General features: G+C 39.9%; 27 protein-coding genes. All 27 read left to right on the top strand.

The genetic code is table 11. From position 1 onward, the window contains the following. Positions 1-7: 7 nt before the first annotated feature. On the top strand, positions 8-1,066 hold the full coding sequence (locus BG04_RS23360) for a phosphotransferase family protein (RefSeq protein ID WP_034652072.1): 1,059 nt from the start codon (positions 8-10) through the stop codon (positions 1,064-1,066). Then, positions 1,063-1,806: a 2-phosphosulfolactate phosphatase gene (locus BG04_RS23365; protein ID WP_034652070.1), complete on the top strand. Its 744-nt coding sequence runs from the start codon at positions 1,063-1,065 to the stop codon at positions 1,804-1,806. The genes BG04_RS23360 and BG04_RS23365 overlap by 4 nt, the downstream gene beginning before the upstream one ends. Beyond that, entirely contained in the window at positions 1,794-3,572 is a 1,779-nt protein-coding gene (locus tag BG04_RS23370) for an acyl-CoA dehydrogenase family protein (RefSeq protein WP_034652068.1), read from the top strand. The genes BG04_RS23365 and BG04_RS23370 overlap by 13 nt, the downstream gene beginning before the upstream one ends. An 11-nt stretch (positions 3,573-3,583) precedes the next feature. Further along, on the top strand, positions 3,584-4,345 hold the full coding sequence (locus BG04_RS23375; RefSeq protein WP_034652064.1) for an SDR family NAD(P)-dependent oxidoreductase: 762 nt from the start codon (positions 3,584-3,586) through the stop codon (positions 4,343-4,345). A gap of 29 nt (positions 4,346-4,374) precedes the next feature. Continuing rightward, the gene (locus tag BG04_RS23380) at positions 4,375-5,148 is read left to right on the top strand and encodes an enoyl-CoA hydratase/isomerase family protein (protein WP_251531029.1); all 774 of its coding nucleotides are present in this window, start codon (positions 4,375-4,377) and stop codon (positions 5,146-5,148) included. A gap of 14 nt (positions 5,149-5,162) precedes the next feature. Continuing rightward, positions 5,163-6,146, top strand: coding sequence for a quinone oxidoreductase family protein (locus BG04_RS23385; RefSeq protein WP_013083170.1), 984 nt, complete (start codon positions 5,163-5,165; stop codon positions 6,144-6,146). Between the two features lie 193 nt (positions 6,147-6,339). Then, entirely contained in the window at positions 6,340-7,224 is an 885-nt protein-coding gene (gene pdxS / locus BG04_RS23390; protein ID WP_162214255.1) for a pyridoxal 5'-phosphate synthase lyase subunit PdxS, read from the top strand. A gap of 37 nt (positions 7,225-7,261) precedes the next feature. Continuing rightward, the gene (locus tag BG04_RS23395) at positions 7,262-7,510 is read left to right on the top strand and encodes a ferredoxin (protein WP_013083172.1); all 249 of its coding nucleotides are present in this window, start codon (positions 7,262-7,264) and stop codon (positions 7,508-7,510) included. Between the two features lie 214 nt (positions 7,511-7,724). Next, positions 7,725-8,054 carry a DUF3870 domain-containing protein gene (locus BG04_RS23400; RefSeq protein WP_013057066.1) on the top strand — a complete coding sequence of 110 codons (330 nt, stop codon included), beginning with the start codon at positions 7,725-7,727 and terminating at the stop codon, positions 8,052-8,054. Between the two features lie 178 nt (positions 8,055-8,232). Continuing rightward, positions 8,233-8,889 (top strand): CoA transferase subunit A, encoded by a 657-nt coding sequence (locus BG04_RS23405; RefSeq protein ID WP_034652060.1) that lies wholly within the window; start codon positions 8,233-8,235, stop codon positions 8,887-8,889. A 1-nt stretch (position 8,890) separates the two neighbouring features. After that, positions 8,891-9,553, top strand: coding sequence for a 3-oxoacid CoA-transferase subunit B (locus tag BG04_RS23410; protein ID WP_013083174.1), 663 nt, complete (start codon positions 8,891-8,893; stop codon positions 9,551-9,553). Further along, positions 9,553-10,743, top strand: a complete 1,191-nt coding sequence (locus BG04_RS23415; protein WP_034652056.1) for a thiolase family protein — start codon at positions 9,553-9,555, stop codon at positions 10,741-10,743. Before BG04_RS23410 ends, BG04_RS23415 begins: the two co-directional genes overlap by 1 nt. Continuing rightward, positions 10,731-12,116 (top strand): aminotransferase family protein, encoded by a 1,386-nt coding sequence (locus BG04_RS23420; protein ID WP_034652053.1) that lies wholly within the window; start codon positions 10,731-10,733, stop codon positions 12,114-12,116. Before BG04_RS23415 ends, BG04_RS23420 begins: the two co-directional genes overlap by 13 nt. Further along, positions 12,100-13,395, top strand: coding sequence for an aminotransferase class III-fold pyridoxal phosphate-dependent enzyme (locus BG04_RS23425; protein ID WP_034652050.1), 1,296 nt, complete (start codon positions 12,100-12,102; stop codon positions 13,393-13,395). Before BG04_RS23420 ends, BG04_RS23425 begins: the two co-directional genes overlap by 17 nt. 28 nt (positions 13,396-13,423) lie before the next feature. Further along, positions 13,424-14,881, top strand: coding sequence for an aldehyde dehydrogenase family protein (locus tag BG04_RS23430; protein WP_034652047.1), 1,458 nt, complete (start codon positions 13,424-13,426; stop codon positions 14,879-14,881). A gap of 29 nt (positions 14,882-14,910) precedes the next feature. Continuing rightward, on the top strand, positions 14,911-16,431 hold the full coding sequence (locus tag BG04_RS23435) for a M81 family metallopeptidase (protein WP_034652044.1): 1,521 nt from the start codon (positions 14,911-14,913) through the stop codon (positions 16,429-16,431). After that, positions 16,419-16,898, top strand: a complete 480-nt coding sequence (locus BG04_RS23440; RefSeq protein ID WP_034652041.1) for a GNAT family N-acetyltransferase — start codon at positions 16,419-16,421, stop codon at positions 16,896-16,898. Before BG04_RS23435 ends, BG04_RS23440 begins: the two co-directional genes overlap by 13 nt. A gap of 42 nt (positions 16,899-16,940) precedes the next feature. Then, on the top strand, positions 16,941-18,350 hold the full coding sequence (gene kamA / locus BG04_RS23445) for a lysine 2,3-aminomutase (protein ID WP_016764132.1): 1,410 nt from the start codon (positions 16,941-16,943) through the stop codon (positions 18,348-18,350). 2 nt (positions 18,351-18,352) lie between these two features. Next, entirely contained in the window at positions 18,353-18,631 is a 279-nt protein-coding gene (locus BG04_RS23450) for a YokU family protein (RefSeq protein ID WP_013057076.1), read from the top strand. A gap of 101 nt (positions 18,632-18,732) precedes the next feature. Further along, a complete protein-coding gene (locus BG04_RS23455; RefSeq protein ID WP_013083183.1) occupies positions 18,733-20,214 on the top strand; it encodes an amino acid permease in 1,482 nt (493 codons plus the stop codon). Positions 20,215-20,455: 241 nt separating this feature from the next. Next, the gene (locus BG04_RS23460) at positions 20,456-21,202 is read left to right on the top strand and encodes an MBL fold metallo-hydrolase (RefSeq protein ID WP_034652037.1); all 747 of its coding nucleotides are present in this window, start codon (positions 20,456-20,458) and stop codon (positions 21,200-21,202) included. A 66-nt stretch (positions 21,203-21,268) separates the two neighbouring features. Continuing rightward, a complete protein-coding gene (locus BG04_RS23465; RefSeq protein WP_034652033.1) occupies positions 21,269-21,526 on the top strand; it encodes a SunI/YnzG family protein in 258 nt (85 codons plus the stop codon). Between the two features lie 39 nt (positions 21,527-21,565). Beyond that, entirely contained in the window at positions 21,566-22,027 is a 462-nt protein-coding gene (locus tag BG04_RS23470; protein ID WP_034652030.1) for a GNAT family N-acetyltransferase, read from the top strand. Positions 22,028-22,217: 190 nt separating this feature from the next. Then, positions 22,218-23,390: an iron-containing alcohol dehydrogenase gene (locus BG04_RS23475; RefSeq protein ID WP_034652027.1), complete on the top strand. Its 1,173-nt coding sequence runs from the start codon at positions 22,218-22,220 to the stop codon at positions 23,388-23,390. A 179-nt stretch (positions 23,391-23,569) separates the two neighbouring features. After that, entirely contained in the window at positions 23,570-24,775 is a 1,206-nt protein-coding gene (locus BG04_RS23480; protein WP_034652024.1) for an MFS transporter, read from the top strand. Positions 24,776-24,917: 142 nt separating this feature from the next. Further along, positions 24,918-25,766: a helix-turn-helix domain-containing protein gene (locus BG04_RS23485; protein WP_051975599.1), complete on the top strand. Its 849-nt coding sequence runs from the start codon at positions 24,918-24,920 to the stop codon at positions 25,764-25,766. A gap of 129 nt (positions 25,767-25,895) precedes the next feature. Next, the gene (locus BG04_RS23490; RefSeq protein ID WP_034652023.1) at positions 25,896-26,480 is read left to right on the top strand and encodes an NAD(P)H-dependent oxidoreductase; all 585 of its coding nucleotides are present in this window, start codon (positions 25,896-25,898) and stop codon (positions 26,478-26,480) included. Positions 26,481-26,751: the final 271 nt, after the last annotated feature.

The following is a 26,751-nucleotide window of genomic DNA, read 5'->3' on the forward strand; positions in this document are numbered from 1 at the left end:
TAAAAGAATGTCACAAATCATTCCTGTACGAAAAGGAGAGGAATTAAACACGGAAAAACTGCATCAGTTTCTCCGTGTTTCGATTCCTGATTTACCTAAAGAGCCTCTTTTAATCAAGCAATTTGGATCAGGTGCGTCCAATTTAACCTATGCTCTTTCAGTCGGAGAGTGGGAGGCGGTGTTGAGACGCCCCCCCTTTGGGCCAGTTGCGCCAAAAGCGCATGACATGCAAAGAGAATACAAGATTTTATCTGTTTTATCGAAGTCTTTCCCTCTCGCTCCTAGACCGTATGTGTTTTGTGAAGATGAGACGGTGGTCGGGAAATCCTTTTTTTTAATGGAGAGAAAGCACGGTGTTCTCATCGACACAGCGTTTCCAGAAGACGTGAAAGGAACTGACGAACTTTGCCGTTGTATTTCAGAACAAATGGTGGATGTCCTTGCTCAACTTCATGATGTTCCTTATAAAGGCACGCTTCTTGAAAAAATCAGCAAGCCCGAAGGATTTTTAGAACGTCAGGTATACGGCTGGATTCATCGTTATGAAAAATCAAAAACAAGTGACATACCGGAAGTAGAAGTCCTAAAAAAATGGTTGACCACACACATCCCCACTACACAGCATTCGACCATTATTCACTATGATTACAAGCTTAACAATACGTTATTTTCACCGGATGGAAATAAAATTGTAGGATTATTTGACTGGGAAATGACAACCGTTGGAGACCCGCTTGCTGATTTGGGAGTGGCGCTGAGCTACTGGATGGAAGACAGCGATCCTGAACTTTTGAAAAGAGGACTCGGAAATCCACCTGTTACTGTGCAAAAAAGCTTTTATTCCCGTCGAGATTTTGTAGAAGCATACGCTAAAAAAAGCGGACGGGATGTTTCACACATTGACTTTTACCTAAAATTTGCGTACTTCAAGCTTGCTGTCATTTGTCAGCAAATTTATTACCGTTATAAAAAAGGCCAAACAAATGATAAACGGTTTTCACAATTTGGAGATTATGTAAAAACACTAATTATTCATGCTCTGCACACAGAACGAGGACATATATGAAAGGGAAAATTCACGTAATACTCAAAAAAGAAGAGCTTCTTTCCAAAAAGCTAGAAGGAAAAACGGTTGTTATATTTGACGTCTTATTGGCTACGTCAACAATTGCGGCTGCTTTACAGCAAGGAGCAATAGAAGTTATTCCAGTAAAAAACGAAGAAGAAGCGCGTGAAAAAGCAAAAACGTACAAGCCTGATGATATTGCGCTTGTAGGCGAATATAGAGGGAAAACGATTGAAGGTTTTTTTGATCCGAATCCCAGCACGTTAAAGGAGCATGTTCAAAATAAAACGGTTATTTTGTCCACGACTAACGGAACCGTAGCCATTCATAACGCTGAAAAAGCAAACCATGTATATACAGCTTCGCTTTTAAACGGAGAAGCGGTTGCCAGTGCTGTTTGTCAGCAAGGTCAAGAGGAAACTGTTTTATTGGTTTGTTCAGGTTCAGCCGATCGCTTCTGTCTAGAAGATTTGTATGGAGCGGGGTATTTTATAAGCTGTCTGCTGCAACTAAAAACATTTCATTTGACGGATGCTGCAAAAGCCGCACTGCTTTTGTATGAGGCTTATGAGCATTCACCTGTTGAAATATTGAAGCGCTCAGCTATAGGAGAAATGCTCACTCAGTATGGCTTTCTAAACGAAATTGGCTTTGTAAGCCGGAAAAACGTCTATTCCGTAGCTCCTAAGGTAGTGAAAAAAAAGCTAGTAAACGGGGGGGAAACGATATGTCTGAAATGAAAACAAAAGCAAAAGGCGGCTCATTTTTACTAAAAAAAACATCTACGCATCACGTTTATACACCCGAAGACTTAACGGATGAGCACCGTATGATTGCTCAGACAGCAAAGCGGTTTATTGAAAAAGAAGTAGACCCTTACCATAATGACATTGAGCAGCAGGATTTTAATAAAGTAGTAGAATTGATGCATAAAGCAGGCGAGCTTGGACTTCTTGCTCACAGTATTCCAGAAGCATATGGAGGACTAGGTCTTGATAAAGTAAGCAAAGGACTCGTCGGTGAAATCATTGGCCGGACAAGCGGATATGGAGTCGCTCATTCTAATCATACATGCATTGCGACACTTCCTATTACGTATTTTGGCACCAAGGAGCAAAAAGAAAAATACTTGCCTAAATTGGCAAGCGGCGAATATATTGGGGCCTACTGTTTGACAGAGCCAGAAGCAGGTTCTGATGCTCTTGCAGCCCAAACAAAAGCCGTATTAAATCCTGAAAAAACGCATTATGTATTAAATGGAACGAAGCAGTACATTACCAATGCTGCCTTTTCAGATACGTTCATCACGTATGCAAAAGTAGACGGTGAACATTTTACCGCTTTTATTGTAGAAAAAGGTTTTGAAGGACTGTCTCTCGGGCCAGAAGAAAAGAAAATGGGAATCAAAGGGTCGTCTACTCGTCCAGTTATTTATGAAAATTGTTTAGTACCCGTAGAAAACGTACTTGGACAAGTAGGAAAGGGTCACTTGATTGCGTTGAACGTCTTAAACCTCGGACGTTTTAACTTAGGTTCTGCATGTATGGGCGCAGCGAAATATGCGTTTGAACTTGCTTTAGCTTATACAAAAGAACGCAAGCAGTTTAAAACAGCTATTGCGGAATTTAATGCTTCAAAAGAAAAAATAGCAAAAATGGCGGCTCGTATTTTTGCATCTGAATCTATTCAGTACCGTACATCCGGTTTACTAGAAGAGGCGCTTGGTGGCTTATATGAAAGTGAAAATCATAAGTTAGTAGCTAAACAGCTGGCTGAATTTGCAATGGAATGTTCAGTTTGTAAAGTGTACGGATCGGAAACTCTTGATTTAATTGCCGATGAATCGCTGCAGCTTCATGGCGGTGCGGGGTTTATTCAAGAATATAAAATAGAACAAGTATATCGTGACTCACGCATCAATCGTATTTTTGAAGGCACAAATGAAATCAATCGCCTTTTGCTTCCAACTCAGCTTCTAAAAAAAGCAGACAAAGGAGAAATAGAGCTGAGCAAACAAGTAGAACATGCTGTTAGTGAATTGATGAGCGGTCAGTGGGAAATATCTTCAAATGAACTTCTAGCAAGAGAAAAGCAGGCGGTTATTACCACAAGACATTTATTTCTTGCTTTGTTAGGAACAGCATTCCAAACGTTTAACGCCAATCTAGCACAAGAACAAGAAATGCTGATGAAGCTCGCAGAAATTGCTATTGGACTATTCGCTATGGAGTCATCTGTGCTGCGCGCGGAAAAAGCTGTGAACAAAAATGGAGAAGAAAAAGAAAAGTTAAAAAGCAAGCTGTCAGCAACGGTTGTTAGTGAAACGCTCTTTGAAATTGAAAAGCAGGCTCGACAATTAATAAACGGGATGTTAACGGGTGAAAAACACCGACAGTACCGCACAATTCTTGGAAAATGGATGAATGATTTGCAAAGTGAAGGAGAGTTCACGCGCAATCGAGGCATTGCCCGTGAATTTATCGACAGCGGGCGATATGTTGTATAAGGAGGGATATTATGCGTTTTGAAGGGCAAATAGCTGTTATTACAGGAGCTGGAAGCGGCATTGGAGAAGCGACCGCTCAGAGAATGGCGAAAGAAGGAGCTCACGTCATTCTTGTCGGGCGAACGAAAGAAAAGCTAGTACAGGCTGCATCGGCTATTGACACACGGTGTGAACGAAAGTGCACGGATATTTTCCCCGCTGATGTAACGAAAGAAGAAGACGTCAAAGAGCTGGCTGAGTTTATAAAAGAAAAGTACGGACAAATTCATTTATTAATTAATAACGCAGGCGGATCAGTTAATTCAACAATCAAAGAAACAACGCTTGAACAGTGGAAACACGTGCAGGACGTCAATTTAACAAGCGTATTTCTTGTCACAAAACATTTGATTCCTTTTTTAACTGAAGAAATAGGAGGAAATCGATCTATTGTTAACATCGCTTCTCTTTCAGGACATAAAGCCGGGGCACAAATCCCTCACTACAGCGCTGCTAAAGCTGCTTTAATTAACTTTACAAAAGCAATGGCGTTTGAGTTAGCTCCCCGTGGAGTCAGAGTAAACTCTGTGTCTCCTGGATTCGTAGAAACACCTTTAACGCAGCCTGGACTTGAAAATGAGCGCTTCACTAAGGCAATCGAAAAAAATACGGCTTTAAAACGTGTAGGTAAACCAGATGAAATTGCAAACGTTATTGCTTTTGCAGCGTCTAAAGAGGCATCTTATATGACAGGAAGTGATTTATTAGTAGACGGTGGGTGGCTTATCGTTTAATGCAAAGTAAAGAGGAGGGAATCTGGATTATGAGTGATTTAGTAGTAGAAAAGCACGGGACTATTTTATCTTTAACGTTAAATCGGCCGGATCGTTTAAATGCATTCAGTGAGGAAATGATTGAAAAGTTAACAGCTGAAATAAAACAGGCGCAAAGCGATGAGTCTATTAAAGTGGTTATATTAAATGGAGCAGGGCGCTCGTTTTCTGCCGGAGGCGATGTAAAAACGATGGGCCAAGCATCCGGATCTGATGTTTATGAACATATCGGTCGTTTAAATGAATGTATTTTAGCGATGCAAAATCTAGAGAAGCCAATTATTTCAGCAGTTCATGGATTTGCAGCAGGAGCGGCTTTTAATTTAGCTCTCGCTTCTGACTTTATCATTGCGTCAGAAGAAAGTCGGTTCGTATTAAGCTTTTCTCAAGTTGGATTGATTTCAGACGGAGGAGGCCTTTACTTTCTTACAAAGGTCGTTGGTCCCCATAGAGCGAAGGAACTATTATTTTTAGGAGAGCCTATGGATGCCGATACGGCTTACAAAGCTGGTTTTTTAAACCGTGTAGTACCGTTAAATCAGCTGAAAGATGAGGTCACATCCTTTGCAAGTCGCTTATCACAAGGACCAACCAAAGCGTATGGGAAAATGAAAAAAATTGTCAACGATTCCTTTCATTTAACATTAGAACAAGTTCTTGAACAAGAAAGGCTAACGCAAGTTCTTATGGTAGAAACAAGAGATCATCAAGAAGGAATATCTGCGTTTAAAGAAAAAAGAAAGCCACTATTTCAAGGGAAATAAGAGGGGGATATAAGATGAAAGCCATTCAATTTACGCAGTACGGAGGACCTGATGTTCTTCAAGTTATCGATATTGCACGCCCTGTACCAAAAAAGAAAGATGTGCTCATTAAAGTTGCGGCAATCGGCGTTAATTACGCCGACGCTGCACGGCGTGAAGGAGCATACGTAGTCGAAACACCGCTGCCTTTTATCCCAGGCTCTGAAGTTGCGGGCGAAGTGGTTGAAGTAGGCGAGGATGTAAAAGGGATAAAAGTAGGTACAAAAGTCGTGACGCTGCTGGGATCTAATCGAGCAACAGGATACGCTGAGTACACGCTGGCTGACTCAAGAGGTCTTATTCCTTTGCCGGAGAATGTGGATTTAACACAAGCGGTTGCTTTGCCTCTTCAAGGACTCACGGCTTATCATATTTTAAAAACAATGGGTCGCCTTGAAAAAGGAGAAACCGTCATTGTTCATGCGGCAGCAGGCGGCGTTGGAACCTTAGCTGTTCAGCTTGCCAAAATTTTTGGAGCTGGAAAAGTTATTGCTACAGCGAGCTCCAAAGAAAAGCTTGAGCTTGCAAAAAATCTTGGAGCTGACGAAGCGATTAACTATACAGAAACAGGCTGGGAAAAACAAATTTTAGAAGTAACGGAAGGAAAAGGGGCCGATATTATTTTAGAAATGGTAGGAGGGCATATATTCTATGAATCTCTTCAATGTCTTGCACCATTTGGGCGCCTCGTTTTTTACGGAATGGCTAGCGGAAAACCTGTAAAATTTAACCCTGCCCGCCTGATGGAAAAAAATCAATCGGTTCTAGGCTTTTTCTTACCTCAAATGATGGCAAAACCAACACTTTATCAGCAAAGCCTGCATGAGCTATTAAACTACGTAAATGCCGGTCAGTTAAAATTAATGCTGGGCGGCACATTTTCACTTGATGAAGCGGCAGATGTACATCGTCTGCTTCAAGGGAGAAAAACGACCGGAAAATTAGTATTAGTTCCTTAACAAAACAGCTTCCGTCTCTAATAGGGACGGGAGCTGTTTTGGTTTAAAAAATTGGCTTTCACCTGCCAAATTTTTAAAAACTGCTTAATAATTTGGCATAAAAATCAATGTTTTTTACTAATTTCTTCTATATTTTAACACTGGCATGGAAGTTGCATAATAAGTGTTTGAACATATAAAGGAGGAATTGAATATGGTGAGAAATGGAACGGACCGCGTGAAGCGGGGAATGGCAGAGATGCAAAAAGGCGGCGTTATCATGGACGTGATCAATGCAGAACAGGCAAAAATTGCAGAGGCAGCAGGCGCTGTTGCTGTTATGGCGTTAGAGCGTGTTCCAGCTGATATTCGTGCAGCAGGCGGCGTGTCTCGTATGGCAGACCCAACAATTGTTGAAGAAGTGATGAACGCTGTATCCATTCCAGTTATGGCGAAAGCTCGTATTGGCCATATTGTTGAAGCACGCGTGCTAGAAGCAATGGGTGTAGACTATATTGACGAAAGTGAAGTACTCACTCCAGCTGATGAGGAATATCACCTTAACAAAAGTACATTTACAGTTCCATTTGTATGCGGATGCCGTGATTTAGGGGAAGCAGCAAGACGAATTGGTGAAGGTGCTTCGATGCTTCGTACAAAAGGCGAACCAGGAACAGGAAACATTGTCGAAGCAGTGCGTCATATGCGCCAAGTAAACGCTCAAGTACGTAAAGTTGTAGGCATGGATGAAGACGAGTTAATGACAGAAGCAAAACTATTAGGTGCGCCTTATGAGCTATTACTGCAAATTAAACATGAAGGCCGTTTACCGGTTGTAAACTTTGCAGCAGGCGGCGTAGCAACACCCGCGGATGCAGCGTTAATGATGCAGCTTGGAGCAGACGGTGTGTTCGTTGGATCAGGAATCTTCAAATCAGACAACCCTGAAAAATTTGCGCGAGCAATCGTGGAAGCAACAACGCATTATCAAGACTATGAACTGATTGCAAGCTTATCAAAAGGATTAGGAAGTGCAATGAAAGGAATTGAAATTTCATCATTATTACCAGAAAATCGTATGCAAGAACGCGGCTGGTAATGAGTAATAACTTTTAAACTTAGTTAGGAGAATGATCATGGGGAAATATACGATAGTCGATAAAGAAACGTGTATTGCGTGTGGTGCATGTGGAGCTGCGGCACCTGACATTTATGATTATGATGATGAAGGAATTGCGTTCGTTATACTTGATGATAATCAAGGCACGGCTGAAGTGCCCCAAGAGCTGGAAGACGATTTAATAGATGCGTTTGAAGGCTGTCCAACAGAGTCCATCCGTATAGCGGATGAAAAATTTGATGGAGACTCGAATAAATTTCAATAAAGCGGAATAAATAAAAAAATAGAAAGTTTTTTTAAAAGAAAAGAAGGATTTTGTCTAGAAAAGGCGAAATATTAGTTATGTAAGAATATATCTTTTTAAAAATGAAAGCACTTACATAACTAAAAGCATATGAGTTAATCTCATTTGACCTTTCAGAATTATTAGTGTAAAAGTGCGGAGTAATTAAATAGTTTTTAAAAGGAGATTAAGGGGCATGCAAATACTGAATACAGTCATTGTGACAGGATATGCAAAAGCTCCACAGGGAACTTCCATGTATGAAATGTATAAGCATGCGGGAATTGTACTAGAAGTGGATCTGACAGAGCATAAAATTGTAAATGCTGAGTTTACGTTTATTACGGAGCTGACGCAAAATTTTTTCCGGAAGCTGCTTATTGGTTACTGCCTTGCAGATGGAATTGAACCTCTTATTGAACGTATTCAAAATTATTATTTTGCTCCATCTCAACAGGCGATTATCGTAGCGCTTCAGGCTGCAATCCAACGTTACTGGGATAATGTGAATCAAAAAATTACATAGCGTTTGGTTAGAATAAAGTGAGAAGACAACCTCTTTTCATGGTCTTATTAAAGCCAAGCAGACACACACACTTTACAAAGAGTGGGGACATCCCTGTTTCTTTGGGGAGTCATTGTGTCCTGCTTGGTTTTTTTCGCGTAAAGCGCTGTGAAATATAAAAAGAAAAGGAGGAAACAAAATGAACAAAATCATCACGCGCGAAGAAGCAATAGAAAAAATAACAGATGGCGCCCGCATTATGGTAGGTGGATTTGGTCTCGTTGGAAGCCCGCTTAGTCTGATTGAAGCGATTGCCAAATCAAACCTTAAAGATTTAGAGATTATTAGTAATAACCTCGGTGAACCTGGAAAAGGATTAGGTGTATTGGTTCAAAAAAAACAAGTAAAAAAAGCCATAGGTTCTTATTTTACTTCCAACCCTGAAGTTGTACATGCTTATCAACAACAAGAACTCCAAGTGGAGCTCATCCCGCAAGGAACAATGTCCGAGGCTATTAGGGCAGGAGGAGCAGGCATCGGAGGATTTTATACGCCTGTGAGCGTAGGGACTCAGCTTGCGGAAGGAAAAGAAGAACGAGTATTAAAAGGAAAGAAATATGTTTTGCAAGAATCGCTGCATGCAGATGTAGCTCTAATAAAAGCTAAAAAAGCAGATCGACTCGGAAATCTTATTTACAGCAAATCAGCGAGAAACTTTAATCCAATGATGGCAACGGCAGCTGATATCGTGATTGCTGAAGTAGAAGAAGTGGTGGAAGTTGGGCAGATTTCTCCTGAAGAAATTGTAACTCCTCATTTATACGTTACTTATATCGTAGTGAAAGGAGAACAATAAGATGAACGTCAAACAATATATTGCTGCGCGTGCTGCAAAAGAGCTTTGTCACGGAGATGTAGTGAACTTAGGAATCGGCATTCCTACTTTAGTTGCTAATTATATTTCACCCGATGTTCACGTGTTTTTACATTCAGAAAACGGGATTCTTGGCGTTGGCCCTACTCCTGAAGAAGATTATATAGATCCAGAACTTGTGAATGCTGGAAAGCTGCCCGTCACGGTTTTGGAAGGTGCCTCATTTTTTAACAGCGCTGATTCCTTTGCCATGATACGGGGAGGCCATGTGAATGTATCGATTCTTGGAGTGCTTCAAGTAGATGAAGCAGGCCGAATTGCAAACTGGGCTGTTCCTGGGAAAAGTGTTCTTGGCGTAGGAGGAGCAATGGATTTATTAGAAGGCTCAAAAAAAGTTATTGTTACGACTCTTCATACGAACAGCCAAGGAGAGTCAAAGCTAGTTGGGGAGTTAACTTATCCGCTTACTTCAGAGCGACGAGTCGATATGATTATTACGGAATTAGCTGTCTTTTCGGTAACAGACCTTGGTCTTGAACTTCTTGAAACAGCTCCGGGTGTTTCTTTAGAGACAGTGCAACAAAAAACCCAGGCTTCTTTTCGCGTCTCTAAATTATTTAATAAAAACAATGAGGTGACAGCATAATGGCAGTGATTGTAAATGCATTTCGAACGCCTATTGGAAAGTTTGGCGGTTCGCTTGCAGATACGCTTCCAGAAGAACTAGTCTCTCTTGTGATGAAAAACAATTTGTCTTCAGCGGGATATACTTCAGAGATTGTTGATGAAATCATTGTCGGACAAACGAAACAAAGCGCTCATGCTCCTAATATAGCGAGAGTAGCCGGGCTGAAAGCTCAATTCTCTGAACGTATTCCAGCTTATACCGTGCACCGCCAGTGCGGTTCAGGCATGCAGGCTGTAATGAATGGAGCTATGTCCATTTTATCAGGTCAAGCCGAAGTGGTATTAGCCGGAGGAGTGGAAAGCATGTCTCAAGCACCGCACTATACGGTAGGCACTCGTTTTGGTTTTCACGTTGGTGATTTAACACTCTATGACTCTAATACAGAAAGTCAGCCAAAATCACAGCCTGAAACGTTATACGGAACGTTTACGATGGGACAGACGGCCGAGTGGCTCGCTGAAAAATATAGTATTAGCCGCACGGAACAAGATGAGTTTGCTTTTTATAGTCAGGAAAAAGCTAGGCGGGCTATAGAACTTGATTTGTTTGAAGAAGAAATTATCCCGGTACCTGTAAAAGAAGGGAAAAAAGGTATGAGGCATTTTGCAACAGACGAATTTCCTCGTCTTACTAGCAAAGAAAAGCTTGGTGCGCTTAAGCCTGTTTTTCAAAAGAATGGAACGGTGACAGCAGGCAATTCATCCGGCAGAAACGATGGCGCTTCAATGATGCTGTTGATGTCGGAAGAAAAAGCTGAGCAGCTTGGATTAACGCCTATGGCAAAGGTTGTGTCGTTTGCCGCAGCGGGCGTCTCTCCAAAGGAAATGGGAATTGGCCCCGTTTCTGCTTCGCAAATTGCTTTAAATAAAGCCGGTTTAAGCTTAGGTGATATGGACTTGATTGAATTAAACGAAGCATTTGCCGCTCAAAGTATTGCTTGCTTAAGAGAATGGGACATCACATCAGAAAAAGTGAATGTAAACGGAGGAGCGATTGCGCTTGGACATCCTTTAGGGTGCTCCGGGGCAAGAATTATAACAACTCTGTGTCATGAGCTTCACAAGCAAAAAAGACGATACGGCCTGGCTACTATTTGCGTTGCAGGAGGATTAGGAATGGCGATGGTGGTGGAAAGATGGACGAAATAAAAAGAGATTATGTTTTTCATAGAGATTTAACAAAAAAGTATCCAATGATTACGCATGGTGAAGGAAGCTACTTAATAGATGAACAAGGAAAAAAGTATTTAGACGGCTGCTCCGGCGCCGTGGCGGCAAACTTAGGGCACGGCATTGCGCAAATAGCCGAGGCGATGGCTGAGCAGGCAAAAAAAGCGGCGTTTGTTCATACATTGCGTTTTGAAACGGATGTTTTGCATAAACTTGCAGGGGTCATTGGTAAAATGGCGCCGCTTCATTTAAACAAAGTCTATTTTACATCAGGAGGATCAGAAGCAAATGAAAGTGCATTAAAATTAGCAAGGCAATATCACAGAGATGCCGGAAAGACGCAAAAACACATCGTAATCGGAAGGTGGCAGTCTTATCACGGAAATACGATAGGCGCACTATCAGCTGGAGGAGACGTAAAAAGACGATATCCGTATACACCTAATCTTTTACATTTTGCGCACGTTTATTCGCCGTATTGTCATCGCTGTCCGTATAATCGCAATCAAGAAGACTGCGTGGCAAATCAAAACTGGAGCTGTGTCACCGATATTGAACGAACCATTTTAGAGCTCGGTCCAGAAAATATTTCAGCTTTTATCGCAGAGCCCATTGTAGGAAGTCAGCAAGGAGCTGTCGTACCTCCACTTGACTATTTCAAAAAAGTACGTGAGCTCTGCAGCCGCTATGACATTCTTTTAATTATTGATGAAGTTATGACAGGCTTTGGGAGAACAGGAACTGATTTTGCAGTGGAACAATTCGGAATCGAGCCGGATATTCTAACTTTTGGTAAAGGAGTTTCAGCAGGATACGCTCCTTTAGGAGGAATGATTGTCCATGACAGTCTGATTCAAGGGCTGTTAGAAAATAGCAGCGGGAAATTTCTTCATGGCTATACGTACAGTGGACATCCTGTTTCAATAGCGGCAGGCCTTGCTGCTTTGGATATGTATGAAGAAATGAATATCCTTCAAAACGTTGAAACTCAAGGCGCGTATTTAATGGAATGTTTAGTAGCGCTCCAGCGCAAGCATCCTTATATTTCAGATATTCGCGGCCGCGGACTTTTAATTGGATTAGAACTAATGAAAGACGCCAATCAACAGATATTTTTCGAGCCACGTGAAGCAGCCAGCGAAAAGCTCAATGAAATTTGTATGGAGCTTGGAGGCGTCTTTTATCCAGGATCCGGATCTATAGATGGACATAAAGGAGAACATATCATTATCAGTCCTCCTTTAAATATAACGAAATCAGAAGTTGATGAAATAGTGAGATTGCTAGATCATGCGTTTTCTATTTTTTATCAGCACATAAGAAAGGATGAGTCATATGAAAGTGCAAAATAAAACGGAAGAGCTTCAAATCAAAGGAAAAAAACATTTATCACCGGTGATGACAAGAGTAACAGAGCTTGTTATTGAAAAAGCGCACGGTGCAAAATTTTGGACAGCTGATGGCAAGGAATATATTGATTTTGTATCAGGAGTAGCTGTCAATGCAGTGGGTCATACGCATGAAAAGATGGTAGAAGCGATAAAAAAACAAGCAGATCAGCTGCTTCACCTAGGCTTAAACTACGGCTATTACGAAACAGCAGTGAATTTGGCAGAAAAACTTGCGCAAATTACGCCTGGAAACTTAGATACGGTTTTCTTTTCAAACTCAGGCGCAGAAGCCATTGATGGAGCACTTAAGTTAGCAAAAGCGGCCACTGGCAGACCAGCGATTATTGCTTTCGAAGGTTCTTTTCATGGCCGTACATTAGGAGCTACAGCTATTACAGCTTCAAGCTCTAAGTACCGAAGCTACTACGAGCCGATTTTAGGAGAAGTGTATCACGCGCCTTATCCGTATCCAAGTCAGCTTCCTAATGTTGACGAGGAAGAAGCAGAAGCATATTGCTTAAATCAACTGCAAAAGCTGTTTGAACTGCGAGTCGATCCTTCACGCGTAGCGGCGATTGTAATTGAGCCAGTCATGGGCGAAGGAGGCTATTACCCTGCTCCTTCTAGCTTTTTACGCGCACTGAGAGACATAGCGAATGATTATGGCATTCTGCTTATCTTTGATGAAGTGCAAACGGGATTTGGACGCACTGGAAAAATGTTTGCCGCAGAACATGCTGGAGTCACACCAGATATTTTAGTTTTAGCAAAAGCTCTTTCCGGTGGTATGCCACTAGGAGCGATTGTAGCAAGCCGAGAACTGCATGAGAAATGGCCAATAGCTGGACATGGTTCTACTTTTGGCGGAAATCCAGTATCGTGCGCAGCTGCTTTAGCTAATATTTCAATCATTGAAGAAGAAAAGCTTGTAGAGCGCAGTGAAAAAGTAGGTGCCGATATTGTGAAACGTCTTCAGCATTCTATCGGACATTTACCGGCTATTAAAGAGGTTAGAGGAATGGGTATGATGATCGGCATTGAATTTCATGTTGAAACAGCAGCTGCTTATGTCCCTGTTATTAAATCAAAAGCGCTGGAAAGAAGACTGCTTATCATGAACTGTGGAGTCAAAGGGCAAACTATTCGCTTAATGCTGCCCCTAAATATTGATAAAGACGTGCTGAATCAAGGGCTGTCTTTATTAGAAGAAGTCATCACAGAAGCAGTTTCAATTAACTAGCTTTTTAAATGAAAAGGAGGGTAACAATATGAGTCAAACTAAAACCGAACTGCTGCAAGGAAATTTATATATTAACGGCGAGTGGGTAAGTGAAGAGGAGCAAACCTATTTTGAAAGTATAAACCCTGCAACACAAGAGCTCGTCGGAACGTGTGCAGCCGCTACGGCTAGTCAAGTCGATGCTGCGGTAAACGCGGCTAGTACAGCCTACAGCTACTGGAAAAATACATCTATTCCTGAACGTGCAGCATTTTTAACAAAAGCAGCTTCGCTTTTTGAAGACAGAAAAGAAGAGCTAGCTCAAGTGATGACAAAAGAGATGGGAAAACCGCTGACAGAATCAATAGGCGAAGTTGGTGTCGTCATTGCAACAGCTCAGTATATGGCGGGAGAAGGAAGACGTTTGTTTGGCGAAATAGTGCCTGCTGGCTTTCCTGACCGAGATATAAAAATGGTTCGCGAACCGCTTGGAGTTGTAGCATGTATTACACCTTGGAACTTTCCTGTTTCTCTCGCTTCTTATAAAGTGTTTGCCGCTTTAATCGCTGGCAATACCGTTGTCTGGAAGCCGGCTTCAGAAGTGGCGCTCTCAGCGAAGATTTTTATGGAAGTATTGCACGCTGCGGGGCTTCCAAAAGGAACAATTAATTTGCTTACGGGATCGGGCAGAATCGTTGGACAAAAGCTTGCTACGCACTCTGAAGTGAAAATCATCTCATTTACAGGTTCTACGGAAGTTGGTCAGCAGTTAGCAGAAATGAGCAGCAAAACCTTAAAACGAATTTCTTTAGAGCTAGGAGGAAAAAACGCGGTTATCGTATTAAAGGATGCCGATCTGGATAAAGCAGCAGAAGGAATTGTTAAATCAGCATTTACGACAACGGGGCAGCGCTGTACCGCAGCTAGCAGAGTCATCGTGGATCGTTCAGTAAAAGAAGAGCTGTTGAAAAAAGTAATAGCTCTTACAGAAGAAATGAAGATTGGAAATGGTCTTGATGAAGGGGTTGTGATAGGACCGCTTGTTAATGAACAGCAGTGTCGTTTAGTAGAAGATTACGTACAAAAAGCGTTAGAAGAAGGCGGGAATATTGCGCTTGGAGGTCGTGCTTTATCAGAATTAGGGGCTTGTTATTACATGCCTACAATCATCGATAACGTCCATTCGAATCACACAATTGCTCAAGAAGAGATTTTTGGCCCCGTGCTTGCTTTTATTGAAGTAAATGGCTATGAAGAAGCAATGAGCGTCAATAATGGAACGATGTACGGACTTTCCACTTCTATTTATACAAGAAGCTTACATTATGCCAGCCGAGCGGCGAAAGACGCTGTTAGCGGATTAGTCTATATCAATAACGGAACATCTAATGCTGAAATGGGAGTAGCATTCGGAGGAATGAAAATGTCTGGCAACGGCCACAGAGAAGTTTCTCATCATGCATTTGATGTAATGACAGAATGGAAGTCTGTCTACACCAACTATTAATCTCGCACCTTAGCGAAAAGGAGGAGCACATGTCTTCATATCGCATTGGCATTGCCTTTTTTTATCATGAATCTCACAGCTTTAGTCCGTTAAAAACAGAAATAGAACAGTTTGTACAAGAAGGATATTTTGTTGGAACGGAAATATATAAAGCATATTCAGGAACCAAAACAGAAGTAGGGGGATTTTTGGATGTATTAAAGCAAGAGAAGCAAGTAGAAATCGTTCCCCTTGTTTGTGCAGCTGCAGTTCCGTCTGGGGTTGTATCTTCGGCGGCTTATTACACAATTGAAAAGCAAATGCTGCATGCGCTTACTCACGCCGGCCCGCTAGATGGCTTGTTAATCGCTTTGCACGGCGCAATGGTAGTAGAGCATCTTTTCGATCCTGAAGCTCATTTGTTAGGTCAAATAAGAAGCTGTATAGGAAATAGCGTTCCTATTGCTACTACGCTCGATATGCATGCAAATGTCAGTGAAGACATGCTTACGTACACGCCGCTTCACTTTGGTTTTAAAACATATCCTCATGTTGATATGTACGAACAAGGAGTCAACGCTGCGCGAGCGCTTTTAACACAAATAAAAGAAAGCGCTGTCTATTATGCGTCTTTAAAAAAATTGCCTATGCTGTTGCCCTCAATTAATATGCGAACAGCAGAAGGCCCTATGAAAAAAATGATTGACCTTGCTAAGCAAGCTGAGCAAGAAGAAGACGTATATAATGTTTCCGTTTTTGGAGGCTTTCCATATTCCGATATTCCAATCGCCGGAGCAAGCGTGCTCGTAGCTGCTTTGAATCCTGAAAAAGCAGAAAAAACAGCAAATAAACTAGCTTCTCAGTTTTGGAATATAAAAGAAGAATTTATAGTCGATTTGCCTACCGTTGAAGAAGGTCTGCAAACAGCGTTAAAACTATCCAACACAAAGCCGACAGTGCTCGCTGATATAGCAGATAATCCTTTAAGCTGCGGAAGCGGCGATACAACAGAACTTTTGAAATACATGCTGAAGCTAAATATGTCGGGGACACTGTTTGGAGGTCTTTATGACCCTGAATCTATTAAACAATGCGTGCAAGCAGGAGTTGGGAATTACGTCTCTCTTTCCTTAGGAGGAAAAGTTTCTCCTGAGTTTGGAAAGCCCGTTGAAGCTGAAGCAAAGGTCATTGGTTTATCAGAAGGTGAGTTTTACAATTCGGGACCGTTTAATCAGCATTTGAAAGTAAATGTAAAAGGTGCAGCTCATATTCGAGTAGGAGAATTGGATATTTTGCTGATTGGAAGGCCGGTATCAGCAAACGATCCTGAACTTTTTCGCCATATTGGCATTGAGCCAACGACGAAAAAAATCATCGGTTTAAAAGCTAAAAATCATTTCAGAGCCGCTTTTGAACCGCTTGTAGGATCTATCATCTATGTGGATGCTCCAGGCGTAGCATCAAATCGCTTAACGACCTTTAATTATCAGCACATTCCAAAGTTAATCTGGCCGCTGCAAGATGTCAAATATGAAAGTGAAAAAAGGAGGAAAGAAAAATGGATGCATTAAAAGAGCAGTACTATATCGAAGTGCCGGAATCGTTAAATCCGGAGCAGCAAAAGATGATGATTGAACTTGAAAAAGATGCGTTTCCGGGCATGGGAGCCGTTGATGAACAGACGCTTGTACCTTTAGCGCGCTACGGCAAGCTTATTCAATATTTCCAGGAAAATGACGCAAGGCCAATTGCCATTTGCGAGCTGCTTCGAGATTACAAAGATGTCACAAAAGCTTATATCTTTGGTTTCTACGTCCGATCTGATAAACAAGGAAGCGGAATTGGACAGCTGTTTTTAGAAGAAATATTTTCGATTCTAAAAAAAGATAATTTCGAAAGCGTTTGTTTGACTGTGAATGTAAAAAATGAAGGGGCTGTGAAGCTGTATAAAAAAATGGACTTTACCATTAAAGAAACGCGAGCAGGAGAGTTTGGCGAAGGAGAAGATCGCTATTATATGGTGCGGTCAATTTCTTAGTAGAACATCTATTCAAAAAATAAACTTTGGAGGGAATATAAAATGAACAATACGTTATATAAAGCAAGCAGACACTGGAAAGAAATCGAGCTTTGGAAAGATGTAACGGACGAGCAGTGGAACGACTGGGTATGGCAGCTGACAAACACGATTAAAACATTGGAAGATTTAAAGAAAGTGATAAATTTAACACCTCAAGAAGAAGAAGGTGTTAAAATTGCAACCAAAACGATTCCGTTAAATATCACTCCTTACTACGCATGGTTAATGGATGAGAACGATCCGAAATGTCCAATCAGAATGCAGTCCGTTCCTATTTCAGAAGAACTGCATAAAACAAGGTATGATTTAGAAGATCCGCTTCATGAAGATGAAGATTCACCGGTTCCTGGGTTAACACACCGTTATCCCGACCGCGTGCTGTTTTTAGTTACAAATCAATGCTCTATGTACTGCCGCTACTGTACCAGAAGACGTTTTTCAGGGCAAATTGGCATGGGGGTTCCAAAAAAACAGCTGGATACAGCTATTAATTACATTGCAGCCAACCCTCAAATCCGTGATGTATTAATTTCCGGAGGAGACGGCCTATTAATCAATGACAATATTTTAGAATATATTTTGAAAAATTTGCGCGATATTCCGCACGTAGAAATTATTCGTATCGGTACAAGAGCACCGGTGGTGTTCCCGCAGCGCATTACAGAAAACCTGTGCAATATCTTGAAGAAATATCATCCGGTTTGGCTAAATACGCATTTTAACACATCAATTGAAATTACAGAAGAATCAAAGCGTGCTTGTGAAATGCTTTCGAACGCAGGAGTTCCAGTTGGAAACCAAGCGGTTATTTTAGCCGGAATTAATGACAGCGTGCCAATCATGAAGCAGCTTATGCATGATTTAGTAAAAATTCGCGTGCGTCCTTATTACATTTATCAATGTGATTTATCAGAAGGAATCGGCCATTTCCGTGCGCCGATCAGTAAAGGGCTAGAAATTATGGAAGGACTTCGCGGCCATACGTCCGGCTATGCAGTTCCTACGTTTATCGTGGATGCTCCTGGAGGAGGCGGTAAAATTCCGCTGCAGCCAAACTATATTATTTCTCAAAGCTCCAATAAAGTGGTGCTTCGAAACTTTGAAGGTGTTATTACATCTTATCCGGAGCCGCAAAATTACCAAAGTGGAAGCGCAGAAGAATTTTATAAAAAAGTATATCCTGAAGTATTTGAAAAATTTGAAAGCAACGGTGTTCTTTCAATTATTGATGATACAAAGTTCAACTTAACACCGGAAGGTCTAAACCGTCTTGACCGCCGGAAAACGTATGACCAAAATCCAGAGCATAGCTCTTTGAAAGACAAGCGTGAAAAGCGCGATCAATTAAAAGAGAAAAAATTTGAAACGCAAATGAAAAAATACGAAACGGCGGGAGCGAAGGAGGAATAATATTGAAATGTCAATGGTGCGAATCCTATGAAGCGAAAGAGACGGATGCAACGGTTTATTGGGAGCTTCCTGACGGCACAAAAGCTATAGAAATTAAAGAGACGCCTTCCATTACATGTTCAGAATGCGGAATTACGTATCAAACAGATGAAACGGTTGGACACATTGAAGATCAACTGTTTTTAATCAACACTTCTGCCTTAGAAAAAAGTGTAACGTACGAACAGCTTATGAGCCTGCCTCGTCTATTAAAACGAAACTATTTTGATTTTTCAAAGTAAGCAATGAAGGGTCCATCTCCTGCTTTTTGTGGGAGATGGATATTCTTATACGCTTTACGTTAAACATGTGCGCATAGTTCATTTATAAAGGTGGGATAAGTATGGAAGCGGTCGATATAAATCGTAATGAAGAAGAAAAAAAGCAGGACGATAAGCATATAAAACGCCATTTAAAAGCACGTCATATGACCATGATTGCCATTGGAGGATCAATCGGAACGGGCTTATTTCTTGCTACCGGATCATCCATCCAAACTGCCGGACCTGGAGGAGCGCTGATTGCTTACGGGGCCATTGGAATTATGGTTTACTTTCTCATGACTAGTCTTGGAGAAATGGCCACGTTTATGCCGGTATCAGGTTCTTTTTCAACGTACGCCAGTCATTATGTAGACCCAGCTCTCGGCTTTGCGCTCGGCTGGAACTACTGGTTTAACTGGGCTGTTACGCTCGCTGTAGAAATAGCTGCTTCTGCTATTATCATGAAGTTTTGGTTCCCTGATGTGCCAAGTATTATCTGGAGCGCTTTGTTTTTAGGCTTAATTTTTTTACTTAATTTCCTATCTGTAAAAAGCTATGGAGAATCTGAATATTGGTTTGCTCTCGTAAAAGTAGTAACCATCATTGTGTTTATCGGAGTGGGCCTTCTGACGATCTTTGGCATTTTCGGCGGTGAATATATCGGCTTTAAAAACTTTACATTAGAAGAAGCGCCGGTCAACGGCGGATTTCTGTCCGTACTAAGCATTTTCTTTATCGCGGGATTTTCTTTTCAAGGTACAGAGCTAGTCGGCATTGCGGCGGGGGAAAGTGAAAACCCTCAAAAAAATATACCAAAAGCCATTCGCCAAGTCTTTTGGCGCATTCTTCTATTTTATATTGCAGCCATTGCTGTAATTGGGCTCATCATTCCTTACACAAGTCCATCTCTTCTAGGAGGAGATGTGGATAACATTGCTGTTAGTCCATTTACGCTTGTTTTTGAAAAAGCAGGAATTGCTGCAGCTGCTTCAGTGATGAATGCTGTTATTCTTACCTCGGTTTTATCAGCCGGAACTTCTGGCTTATATGCTTCTACGCGAATGTTGTGGTCCATGGCAAATGAAGGGCAAGCGCCTAAAGCGCTTCGAAAAATTAATCGTCGAGGAATTCCAGTAAACGCGCTTGTTTTAACCACTATCATTGGCGGTCTTGCCTTTTTAACATCAATTTTTGGCGATCAAATGTATATGTGGCTTTTAAACGCTTCAGGCATGAGCGGATTTATTGCCTGGATTGGTATTGCCGTCAGCCACTATCGTTTTCGAAAAGCATATGTTGCTTCAGGAAGAGAGATAGATGAACTGGCGTATAAAGCAAAATGGTTTCCTCTAGGTCCTGTTCTTGCATTTGGAATGTGCCTCATCGTTATTCTAGGACAGAATTATCAAGCGGTACTTTCTGACAAAATTGATTGGTACGGCTTGACGGTCTCATACATCGGTCTGCCTCTCTTTTTAGCGACGTGGTGGGGGTATAAAATAGCAAAGAAAACTAAGGTTGTACCTTTGCATGAGTGTATCCAAAGAGAAGATAAGAAATAAAAAAACCAAAGTGGCTAACGACAAAGAGAAAAGGTGAACCTCGGACAGTGGGGTTCATCTTTTCTCTTTATAAAAATCGATTATTTTACGCTTTGTTATATAGATATCATAGCATAAAAAGTGATTTTTTTCCAGTCTGGTTTTTATTTTATTTATTGATAAAATTCAAGAATAACGTTGGAATCTGCACAATTATGGGAGGTTAAAACCTTCGTAACTTTAATAGGAAAAGGGGTTTGTGATGAGAATTTCAGAAGGTGTTGAAATGCTACAGTTGACTGCCAGAGCTTTTGACCAAAATATAATATTAAATCCTACGTTAGTTTGGAATAACGATGAAGCTATTCTAATTGATACAGGAATGCCTGGGCAAACCGATCAACTGAGAGAGGCCTTAAGTGAATTGAATATATCTATTGAACAGCTAAAAGTAATTCTTCTAACGCATCAAGATCTAGATCACATAGGATGTGCGACTGATATACGAAAAAAATCAAATGAAAATATTATCGTATATGCTCATGAATTTGATAAGCCGTATATTGAAGGGAAACTTCCGCTTATTAAAACGAATGCGAGTCAAATGAGTAACGAAGAACTAGCAGCTATACCTGATGAAATAAAATCTTTTTATAAAAACCCTCCAAAAGTTGACGTAGATATAGTATTAAAAAGGAGTCAAATGCTCCCATACTGTGAAGGCATTGAACCGATTTTTACCCCTGGACATACGCCTGGGCATGTAAGTTTTTATTTAAGAAAATCAAAAACACTGGTTGCTGGAGATGCTTTAGTGTTGGCAAATGGACGATTAATGGGACCTGTTAAACAAACGACCTTAAATATGGACCAAGCAGTTCAATCACTAGAAAACTTCTTACACTACGACATTGAGCATGTTATTTGTTACCATGGAGGTTATTTTCAAGGCTGTCCGAAAGAAGCAATTTTAAGGATAAAAGAACACATTGCACAGCTAGAAAGTTAAGGGGAAATGAACTTGTTTTTTGCTAGAAGAAGGAAGGGAAAATAGAAACCAAAGGGGATGTATAAAATGTTTACACCAACTATCAGTGTCCGAAAAATAAATGATAATCTCATTATAAAATGGCAGCTTTCACACTTTACGATTCCGTTAGAAGACATTCTTGAAGTAACGGAAGATGACACGTACGGGGGTAAAGAAGCAAACGCCATTCGAATTGGCCCTCCGTACGGAACCACTGACCGCATCTTTATAAAAACGACCAATAAAAACTATCTGTTATTTACCTCAAACGCACCGGCTATATTAAACGAAATAAATTCATAACGATCATTGCTAAATACGAGATATATAGGAGAGAAAAAATTGAAGATTAGCCGTACCTTCGATACTGGTAAAATTGCCAAGCTTAATCAGTCTGTTCATCAACTGCATGTAGAATTATACCCCGAGCGCTTTCAAACATATGATTTTCAGAAGATACATGAATTTTTTAAGAAAGTGATGAAAGACGATAGATTTATCTTTCTTTTAGGAGAAGATGAAGGTCAGCATGTAGGATTCGCTTGGCTGGAAATAAAGCAGTATTCAGAGACAGTGTTTAAAAAGACTTACAAGTCAATTTATCTTCATCAAATAAACATCGCAGAACCCTATAAAAACAGAGGGTTTGGTTCGAGTTTGATGAAAGAAATTTATAGCATTGCTCGTACAAACGACATCAATACAATTGAGTTAGATTATTGGAATGATAATACGATTGCCGAAAGCTTTTACGAAAAAGAAGGATTTGTTACGTATAGAAAAATGGCTTATAAAGAACTTTAAAGAGAGCATTTACTTGCTCTCTTTTTTATATCTAAGAAGCCATTTTCTTCGTTTTAATTACTTAATAAAATAAAGTACGCGATTTGAGAACTTAACTCTTGAAAAATTTTTGTTTTACATTTATACTTACATTCTTGTTCGCGTAATGCGACAATTTATTTTATATTCAACTAGGAGGTATACAGATAGTATGGAAAATTTCATTTATCATAATCCCACAAAATTAATCTTCGGAAAAGATCAGCTTCAAGCATTATCAGAAGAACTCCCGAAATATGGAAAAAATATTTTACTTGTATACGGCGGAGGAAGCATTAAGAAAAATGGTTTATACGATCAAGTTCTTACGCTGTTAAAAGAGTTAAACGTAAATATACATGAGTTAGCGGGCGTAGAGCCAAATCCTCGACTATCTACGGTACGAAAAGGAATTGAAATTTGCCGAAATGAAAACATTGACTTCATGTTAGCAGTCGGCGGAGGAAGCGTTATTGACTGCACAAAAGCAATCGCTGCCGGAGCTGAGTATAAAGGAGACGTTTGGGATATTATTAACAAAAAAGTAACGGCTACAAAAGCACTGCCGTTTGGAACGGTATTAACATTGGCAGCAACAGGTTCTGAAATGAATCCTGATTCTGTTATTACGAATTGGGAAACAAATGAAAAATACGTTTGGGGAAGTGCCGTTACGCACCCTGTATTTTCTATACTAGATCCTGTGAACACAATGTCTGTTCCTAGAGATCAAACTATCTACGGCATGGTAGACATGATGAGCCACGTGTTCGAACAATATTTCCATAACGTGAAAAACACGCCTTTACAAGATCGTATGTGCTATTCCGTATTACAAACAGTAATTGAAACAGCGCCGAAATTAATAGAAGATCTGCAAAGCTACGAGCATCGCGAAACGATTTTATATTCCGGAACAATCGCATTAAACGGAACACTTCAAATGGGCTACTTTGGCGATTGGGCTTCACATACAATTGAACACGCGGTATCAGCGGTATATGACATTCCTCATGCAGGCGGTTTAGCAATCCTATTCCCAAATTGGATGCGACACGTTGTAGATCAAGATGTAACTCGTATGAAGCGTGTAATGACAAGCATGTTCGATATTGAAACTGCAGGTAAAAGCGACAAAGAAATCGCATTAGAAGGAATCGATAAACTAAGCGCTTTTTGGTCAAGCCTTGGTGCACCTTCTCGCTTAGCAGATTACGATATCGGAGAAGATCGACTAGACGAAATTGCTGGAATTGCTGCTCGTGAAATGGAGTACGGAGGTTTCGGTAACTTTAAAAAACTAAATAAAGATGATATTTTAGCTATTTTAAAAGCGTCACTGTAAAGTGAAAAACAAAAAGAAGGAGACATCTGTCTTCTTCTTTTTGTTTTATCTTATAAATGACTGGAAATTAAGTAGAGCAGGAAGAATGGTTTTTTCTCAAATTTCAGTTAACAACCAAAGAAAAACCTTTATAATTAAGTACAGAAAGAAAGTTTTAGAGAATTTAAGGGAGTGGGGAGATGAAAAAGTTTGCGCTAGCTTCATATGCGCTTTATTTGCTGGGCGGATTAGTCATTACAGCCGTAGGGTCCGTCTTACCGCAATTGTTAACACATTATCATGTGTCCTATACAGTTGGCGGGCAGCTTGTATTATTAGGTTCTTTAGGATTTTTGATAGGAGTTCCGCTATCTTCTTTTCTATTAGGACGCTTCAGAGAAATGAATTTACTTACAGTTTCTGCACTAATGATAGCGCTATCACAAATAGGTATGCTTTTATTGCCTCCATTTGAGTGGATTATTGCATTCAATTTCTTAAACGGTATTGGTGTAGCCGCATTGGAAGTAGTTGTAGCTACTTTAATGATGGAAGTATTTATCGGTAGAAGAGCTATTGTTATGAGTTATTTAGAAGTGTCATTTGGTCTAGGTGCGCTGTTGATGCCGTTAGTAGCTAGCTTATTGATTTCACAGAACAGCTGGAGGTTTTCATTTTTTATAACGAGTGTACTAGCTTTACTAATGGTTGTGGTCTGTAAAATGATTTCTTTTAAAAAAGAGACTGTTTTAACTTCAGAAAGTGAAGCTTCAGACGCCAACTCAGAACCTGCGCCTGTGCTTGCTAAAAATCAAAGATGGAAAATACTTACTCTTTTTAGTGTGATGATTTTTATGTATGCCGGAGTAGAAAGCAGTATGAATAATTTTCTTTCGTCTATTTTTATCGCGTATCTAGATGTAATTCCGTCACAGGCTACTTTGAGCATAAGCGTTTTTTGGGTGGCCATGCTAATAGGACGAGTGGCTACTGGATGGATTATTCGAGTTGTTACATACGAACGTTATCTTTTTGGCAGCATTGGAGGAACAATTGTGAGTTTAGTGCTGTTTATTTTGTTAAAAGAAGCAGTAGCAGGCTATATTTTATTAGGGTTTTTAGGACTTGCAATGTCAGGTATCTATTCGATAACGATGGTATATGCTAACCATACGTTTACTGGATCTGCTCGTATTGTAACAAGTTTAATTACTGGTTTTTCAGGGCTTGGAGGAGCTGTTTTCCCTGCACTTATTGGCTTTACTATGGATGTAAGCGGAATCACCTCAGCACTTTGGTACATAACAGCTTTTGCATGTTTATATCTTCTGGCGCTTTGCATCATTTTTTTCGTTCAGCGTGATGCCAAACAAAAAGCTAATAATCATTTGCAGCCTATGAAATAAATGCTACGTCAAAAAAAGAAGTGAATTATAAGTTCACTTCTTTTTCTTTTTATTTTCTCTTTCGATATAGTAAACAAAAAGGGTTCACATAAATTCAAACAAGAAAGTAAAAATGGATATATCTATGAAAAAGGAGCGCAATATGAAAGAAGTGAAGTTTAACTCAAAGGACATCTTGAGTCAAAAACAAGAAAATGTTCAAATTATAAAAGCAGAAAACGTGCAGCCTCAGCAAGCACGTGAAACGCTGGATAAACATTTGCTTCTTCTTCACCGTACCGCTAAGCCTGTTGCGATTCAAGAAACAGTAGCAGATAGCTTTCATGGAGGAGTAGCTTTTAAAAATGATATTAACTTTATTCCTGCTGGAGCTGACAGCACTTGCGAATGGAAAGAACCGCTATCTTTTTTGCGTGTTGAGTTAGATCCTCAAACCGTTAAAGAAATAGCTGATAAAGAAAACTTATCTTCTAGGCTTGATTTAAGCTATTACCTTAGAAATCAAGATTATAAAATGCAGCAGCTGCTTTTATGGCTTAGCGAAGAAGTCGAACAGGGGAATCCTCAAGGAAAACTGTACATTGACTCAGTTACAAATTTAATTATTTATCAGATTTTAAAACAGCATAACGATAGTCAGTCCCATTTCCTTGGTAAGGATCCAGGACTTGAGCATTTAAAAATAGCGATGGAATACATGCAAGACCACTATGCTGAATCAATTACATTAGATAAGTTAACTCGTTTGTCTAATTTAAGTTCCTCTCATTTCATTAACAGCTTTAAACAAACGCTAGGCGTAACGCCCCATCAATACTTGCTTAAGATTCGGATCGAAAGAGCAAAAGAAAAATTGCAAAGATCTAGTTTACCGCTTAGTGAAATTGCTTATGGATTAGGCTTTACAGATCAAAGCCATTTCTCAAGGTATTTTAAGAAAATAACCGGAATGTCCCCCCTTAAGTGTAAACAAAATTTTGTACAAAAATAACCGAATTTTGTACAAGAAAACGACTTGAATATCTTCTAAAATAAACGTGTAAAGCGATTTAAGAGGAGATGTTTAAGTGAAAATCATCTCCGTACTATAAAGATCATACACAGTATAGGAGAGATCATAATGAAAGTATTAGTAAATATATTTCACCCTAATTTAGCAGAATCTAACGTTAATAAAGCGTGGATGAAGCAATTAGAGAAGGAAGATGTCACAGTTAATAATATCTATGAGCGCTATCCAAATTGGGAAATTGATGTAGAAAAAGAACAAGAGCTTTTATTAAAGCATGACCGCATCGTTTTTCAATTTCCTTTTTACTGGTATAGTACACCTCCGTTAATGAAGAAATGGTTGGACGATGTGTTAACTTTCGGCTGGGCCTACGGTACGAATGGTACTCAACTACACGGAAAGGAATTTGTGTTGGCAATTTCAGTGGGGGGACCGCAAAAGTCATACAGAGCAGGAGGTTATAACAACTATACGATCAGTGAGTTAACAAAACCGCTGCAACAAACGGCTAACTTAACAGGCATGAAGTTTCTTACTCACTTTGTTCAATACAATTCGGTTGTTGCTACGGAAAAAGAAATCAGTGAAAGTGCTGAACATTTAGTTCAGCATATAAAGGATCCCGCATTAAACCCCAACATTGCATTAAAAAGAATACTAAATGAGATGGCTGAAAAAGATGTAACTTTATAAATGGTTAATATCTATTTTAATAAAAAATAGAAAAAGAAAGGTTGAATCTATGTCGACCTTTCCTTTTTTTAGAAAAATTCTCATTAAATTTTTCTAAAAATATCTTTATAATCAAATAGCAAAATTCCTGCTTTTAATTTTGCTTTAGTATTAATCCTATAAACCATTCTTTTCTTTACTTTTTACTAATATATCAAATATTATATATATTCCTAATGTTATATAAAATTAAATTGACAAATATATGAAGTGGTCATTAGAATTTAGTCAT

Origin of the sequence: Priestia megaterium NBRC 15308 = ATCC 14581 (genome assembly GCF_000832985.1) — a bacterium.
In the GTDB taxonomy this organism is placed as follows: domain Bacteria; phylum Bacillota; class Bacilli; order Bacillales; family Bacillaceae_H; genus Priestia; species Priestia megaterium.

Bases quoted from the DNA above. Each gene is read 5' to 3' on its own strand.
- BG04_RS23440 (WP_034652041.1), top strand. From the start codon at position 16,419: ATGGATGCATTAAAAGAGCAGTACTATATCGAAGTGCCGGAATCGTTA.
- BG04_RS23410 (WP_013083174.1), top strand. From the start codon at position 8,891: ATGAACGTCAAACAATATATTGCTGCGCGTGCTGCAAAAGAGCTTTGT.
- BG04_RS23465 (WP_034652033.1), top strand. From the start codon at position 21,269: ATGTTTACACCAACTATCAGTGTCCGAAAAATAAATGATAATCTCATT.
- BG04_RS23475 (WP_034652027.1), top strand. From the start codon at position 22,218: ATGGAAAATTTCATTTATCATAATCCCACAAAATTAATCTTCGGAAAA.
- BG04_RS23480 (WP_034652024.1), top strand. From the start codon at position 23,570: ATGAAAAAGTTTGCGCTAGCTTCATATGCGCTTTATTTGCTGGGCGGA.
- kamA (WP_016764132.1), top strand. From the start codon at position 16,941: ATGAACAATACGTTATATAAAGCAAGCAGACACTGGAAAGAAATCGAG.
- BG04_RS23435 (WP_034652044.1), top strand. From the start codon at position 14,911: ATGTCTTCATATCGCATTGGCATTGCCTTTTTTTATCATGAATCTCAC.
- BG04_RS23360 (WP_034652072.1), top strand. From the start codon at position 8: ATGTCACAAATCATTCCTGTACGAAAAGGAGAGGAATTAAACACGGAA.
- BG04_RS23455 (WP_013083183.1), top strand. From the start codon at position 18,733: ATGGAAGCGGTCGATATAAATCGTAATGAAGAAGAAAAAAAGCAGGAC.
- BG04_RS23485 (WP_051975599.1), top strand. From the start codon at position 24,918: ATGAAAGAAGTGAAGTTTAACTCAAAGGACATCTTGAGTCAAAAACAA.
- BG04_RS23395 (WP_013083172.1), top strand. From the start codon at position 7,262: ATGGGGAAATATACGATAGTCGATAAAGAAACGTGTATTGCGTGTGGT.
- BG04_RS23375 (WP_034652064.1), top strand. From the start codon at position 3,584: ATGCGTTTTGAAGGGCAAATAGCTGTTATTACAGGAGCTGGAAGCGGC.
- BG04_RS23420 (WP_034652053.1), top strand. From the start codon at position 10,731: ATGGACGAAATAAAAAGAGATTATGTTTTTCATAGAGATTTAACAAAA.
- BG04_RS23460 (WP_034652037.1), top strand. From the start codon at position 20,456: ATGAGAATTTCAGAAGGTGTTGAAATGCTACAGTTGACTGCCAGAGCT.
- BG04_RS23405 (WP_034652060.1), top strand. From the start codon at position 8,233: ATGAACAAAATCATCACGCGCGAAGAAGCAATAGAAAAAATAACAGAT.
- BG04_RS23370 (WP_034652068.1), top strand. From the start codon at position 1,794: ATGTCTGAAATGAAAACAAAAGCAAAAGGCGGCTCATTTTTACTAAAA.
- BG04_RS23425 (WP_034652050.1), top strand. From the start codon at position 12,100: ATGAAAGTGCAAAATAAAACGGAAGAGCTTCAAATCAAAGGAAAAAAA.
- BG04_RS23380 (WP_251531029.1), top strand. From the start codon at position 4,375: ATGAGTGATTTAGTAGTAGAAAAGCACGGGACTATTTTATCTTTAACG.
- BG04_RS23365 (WP_034652070.1), top strand. From the start codon at position 1,063: ATGAAAGGGAAAATTCACGTAATACTCAAAAAAGAAGAGCTTCTTTCC.
- BG04_RS23490 (WP_034652023.1), top strand. From the start codon at position 25,896: ATGAAAGTATTAGTAAATATATTTCACCCTAATTTAGCAGAATCTAAC.
- BG04_RS23430 (WP_034652047.1), top strand. From the start codon at position 13,424: ATGAGTCAAACTAAAACCGAACTGCTGCAAGGAAATTTATATATTAAC.
- BG04_RS23385 (WP_013083170.1), top strand. From the start codon at position 5,163: ATGAAAGCCATTCAATTTACGCAGTACGGAGGACCTGATGTTCTTCAA.
- BG04_RS23415 (WP_034652056.1), top strand. From the start codon at position 9,553: ATGGCAGTGATTGTAAATGCATTTCGAACGCCTATTGGAAAGTTTGGC.
- pdxS (WP_162214255.1), top strand. From the start codon at position 6,340: ATGGTGAGAAATGGAACGGACCGCGTGAAGCGGGGAATGGCAGAGATG.
- BG04_RS23400 (WP_013057066.1), top strand. From the start codon at position 7,725: ATGCAAATACTGAATACAGTCATTGTGACAGGATATGCAAAAGCTCCA.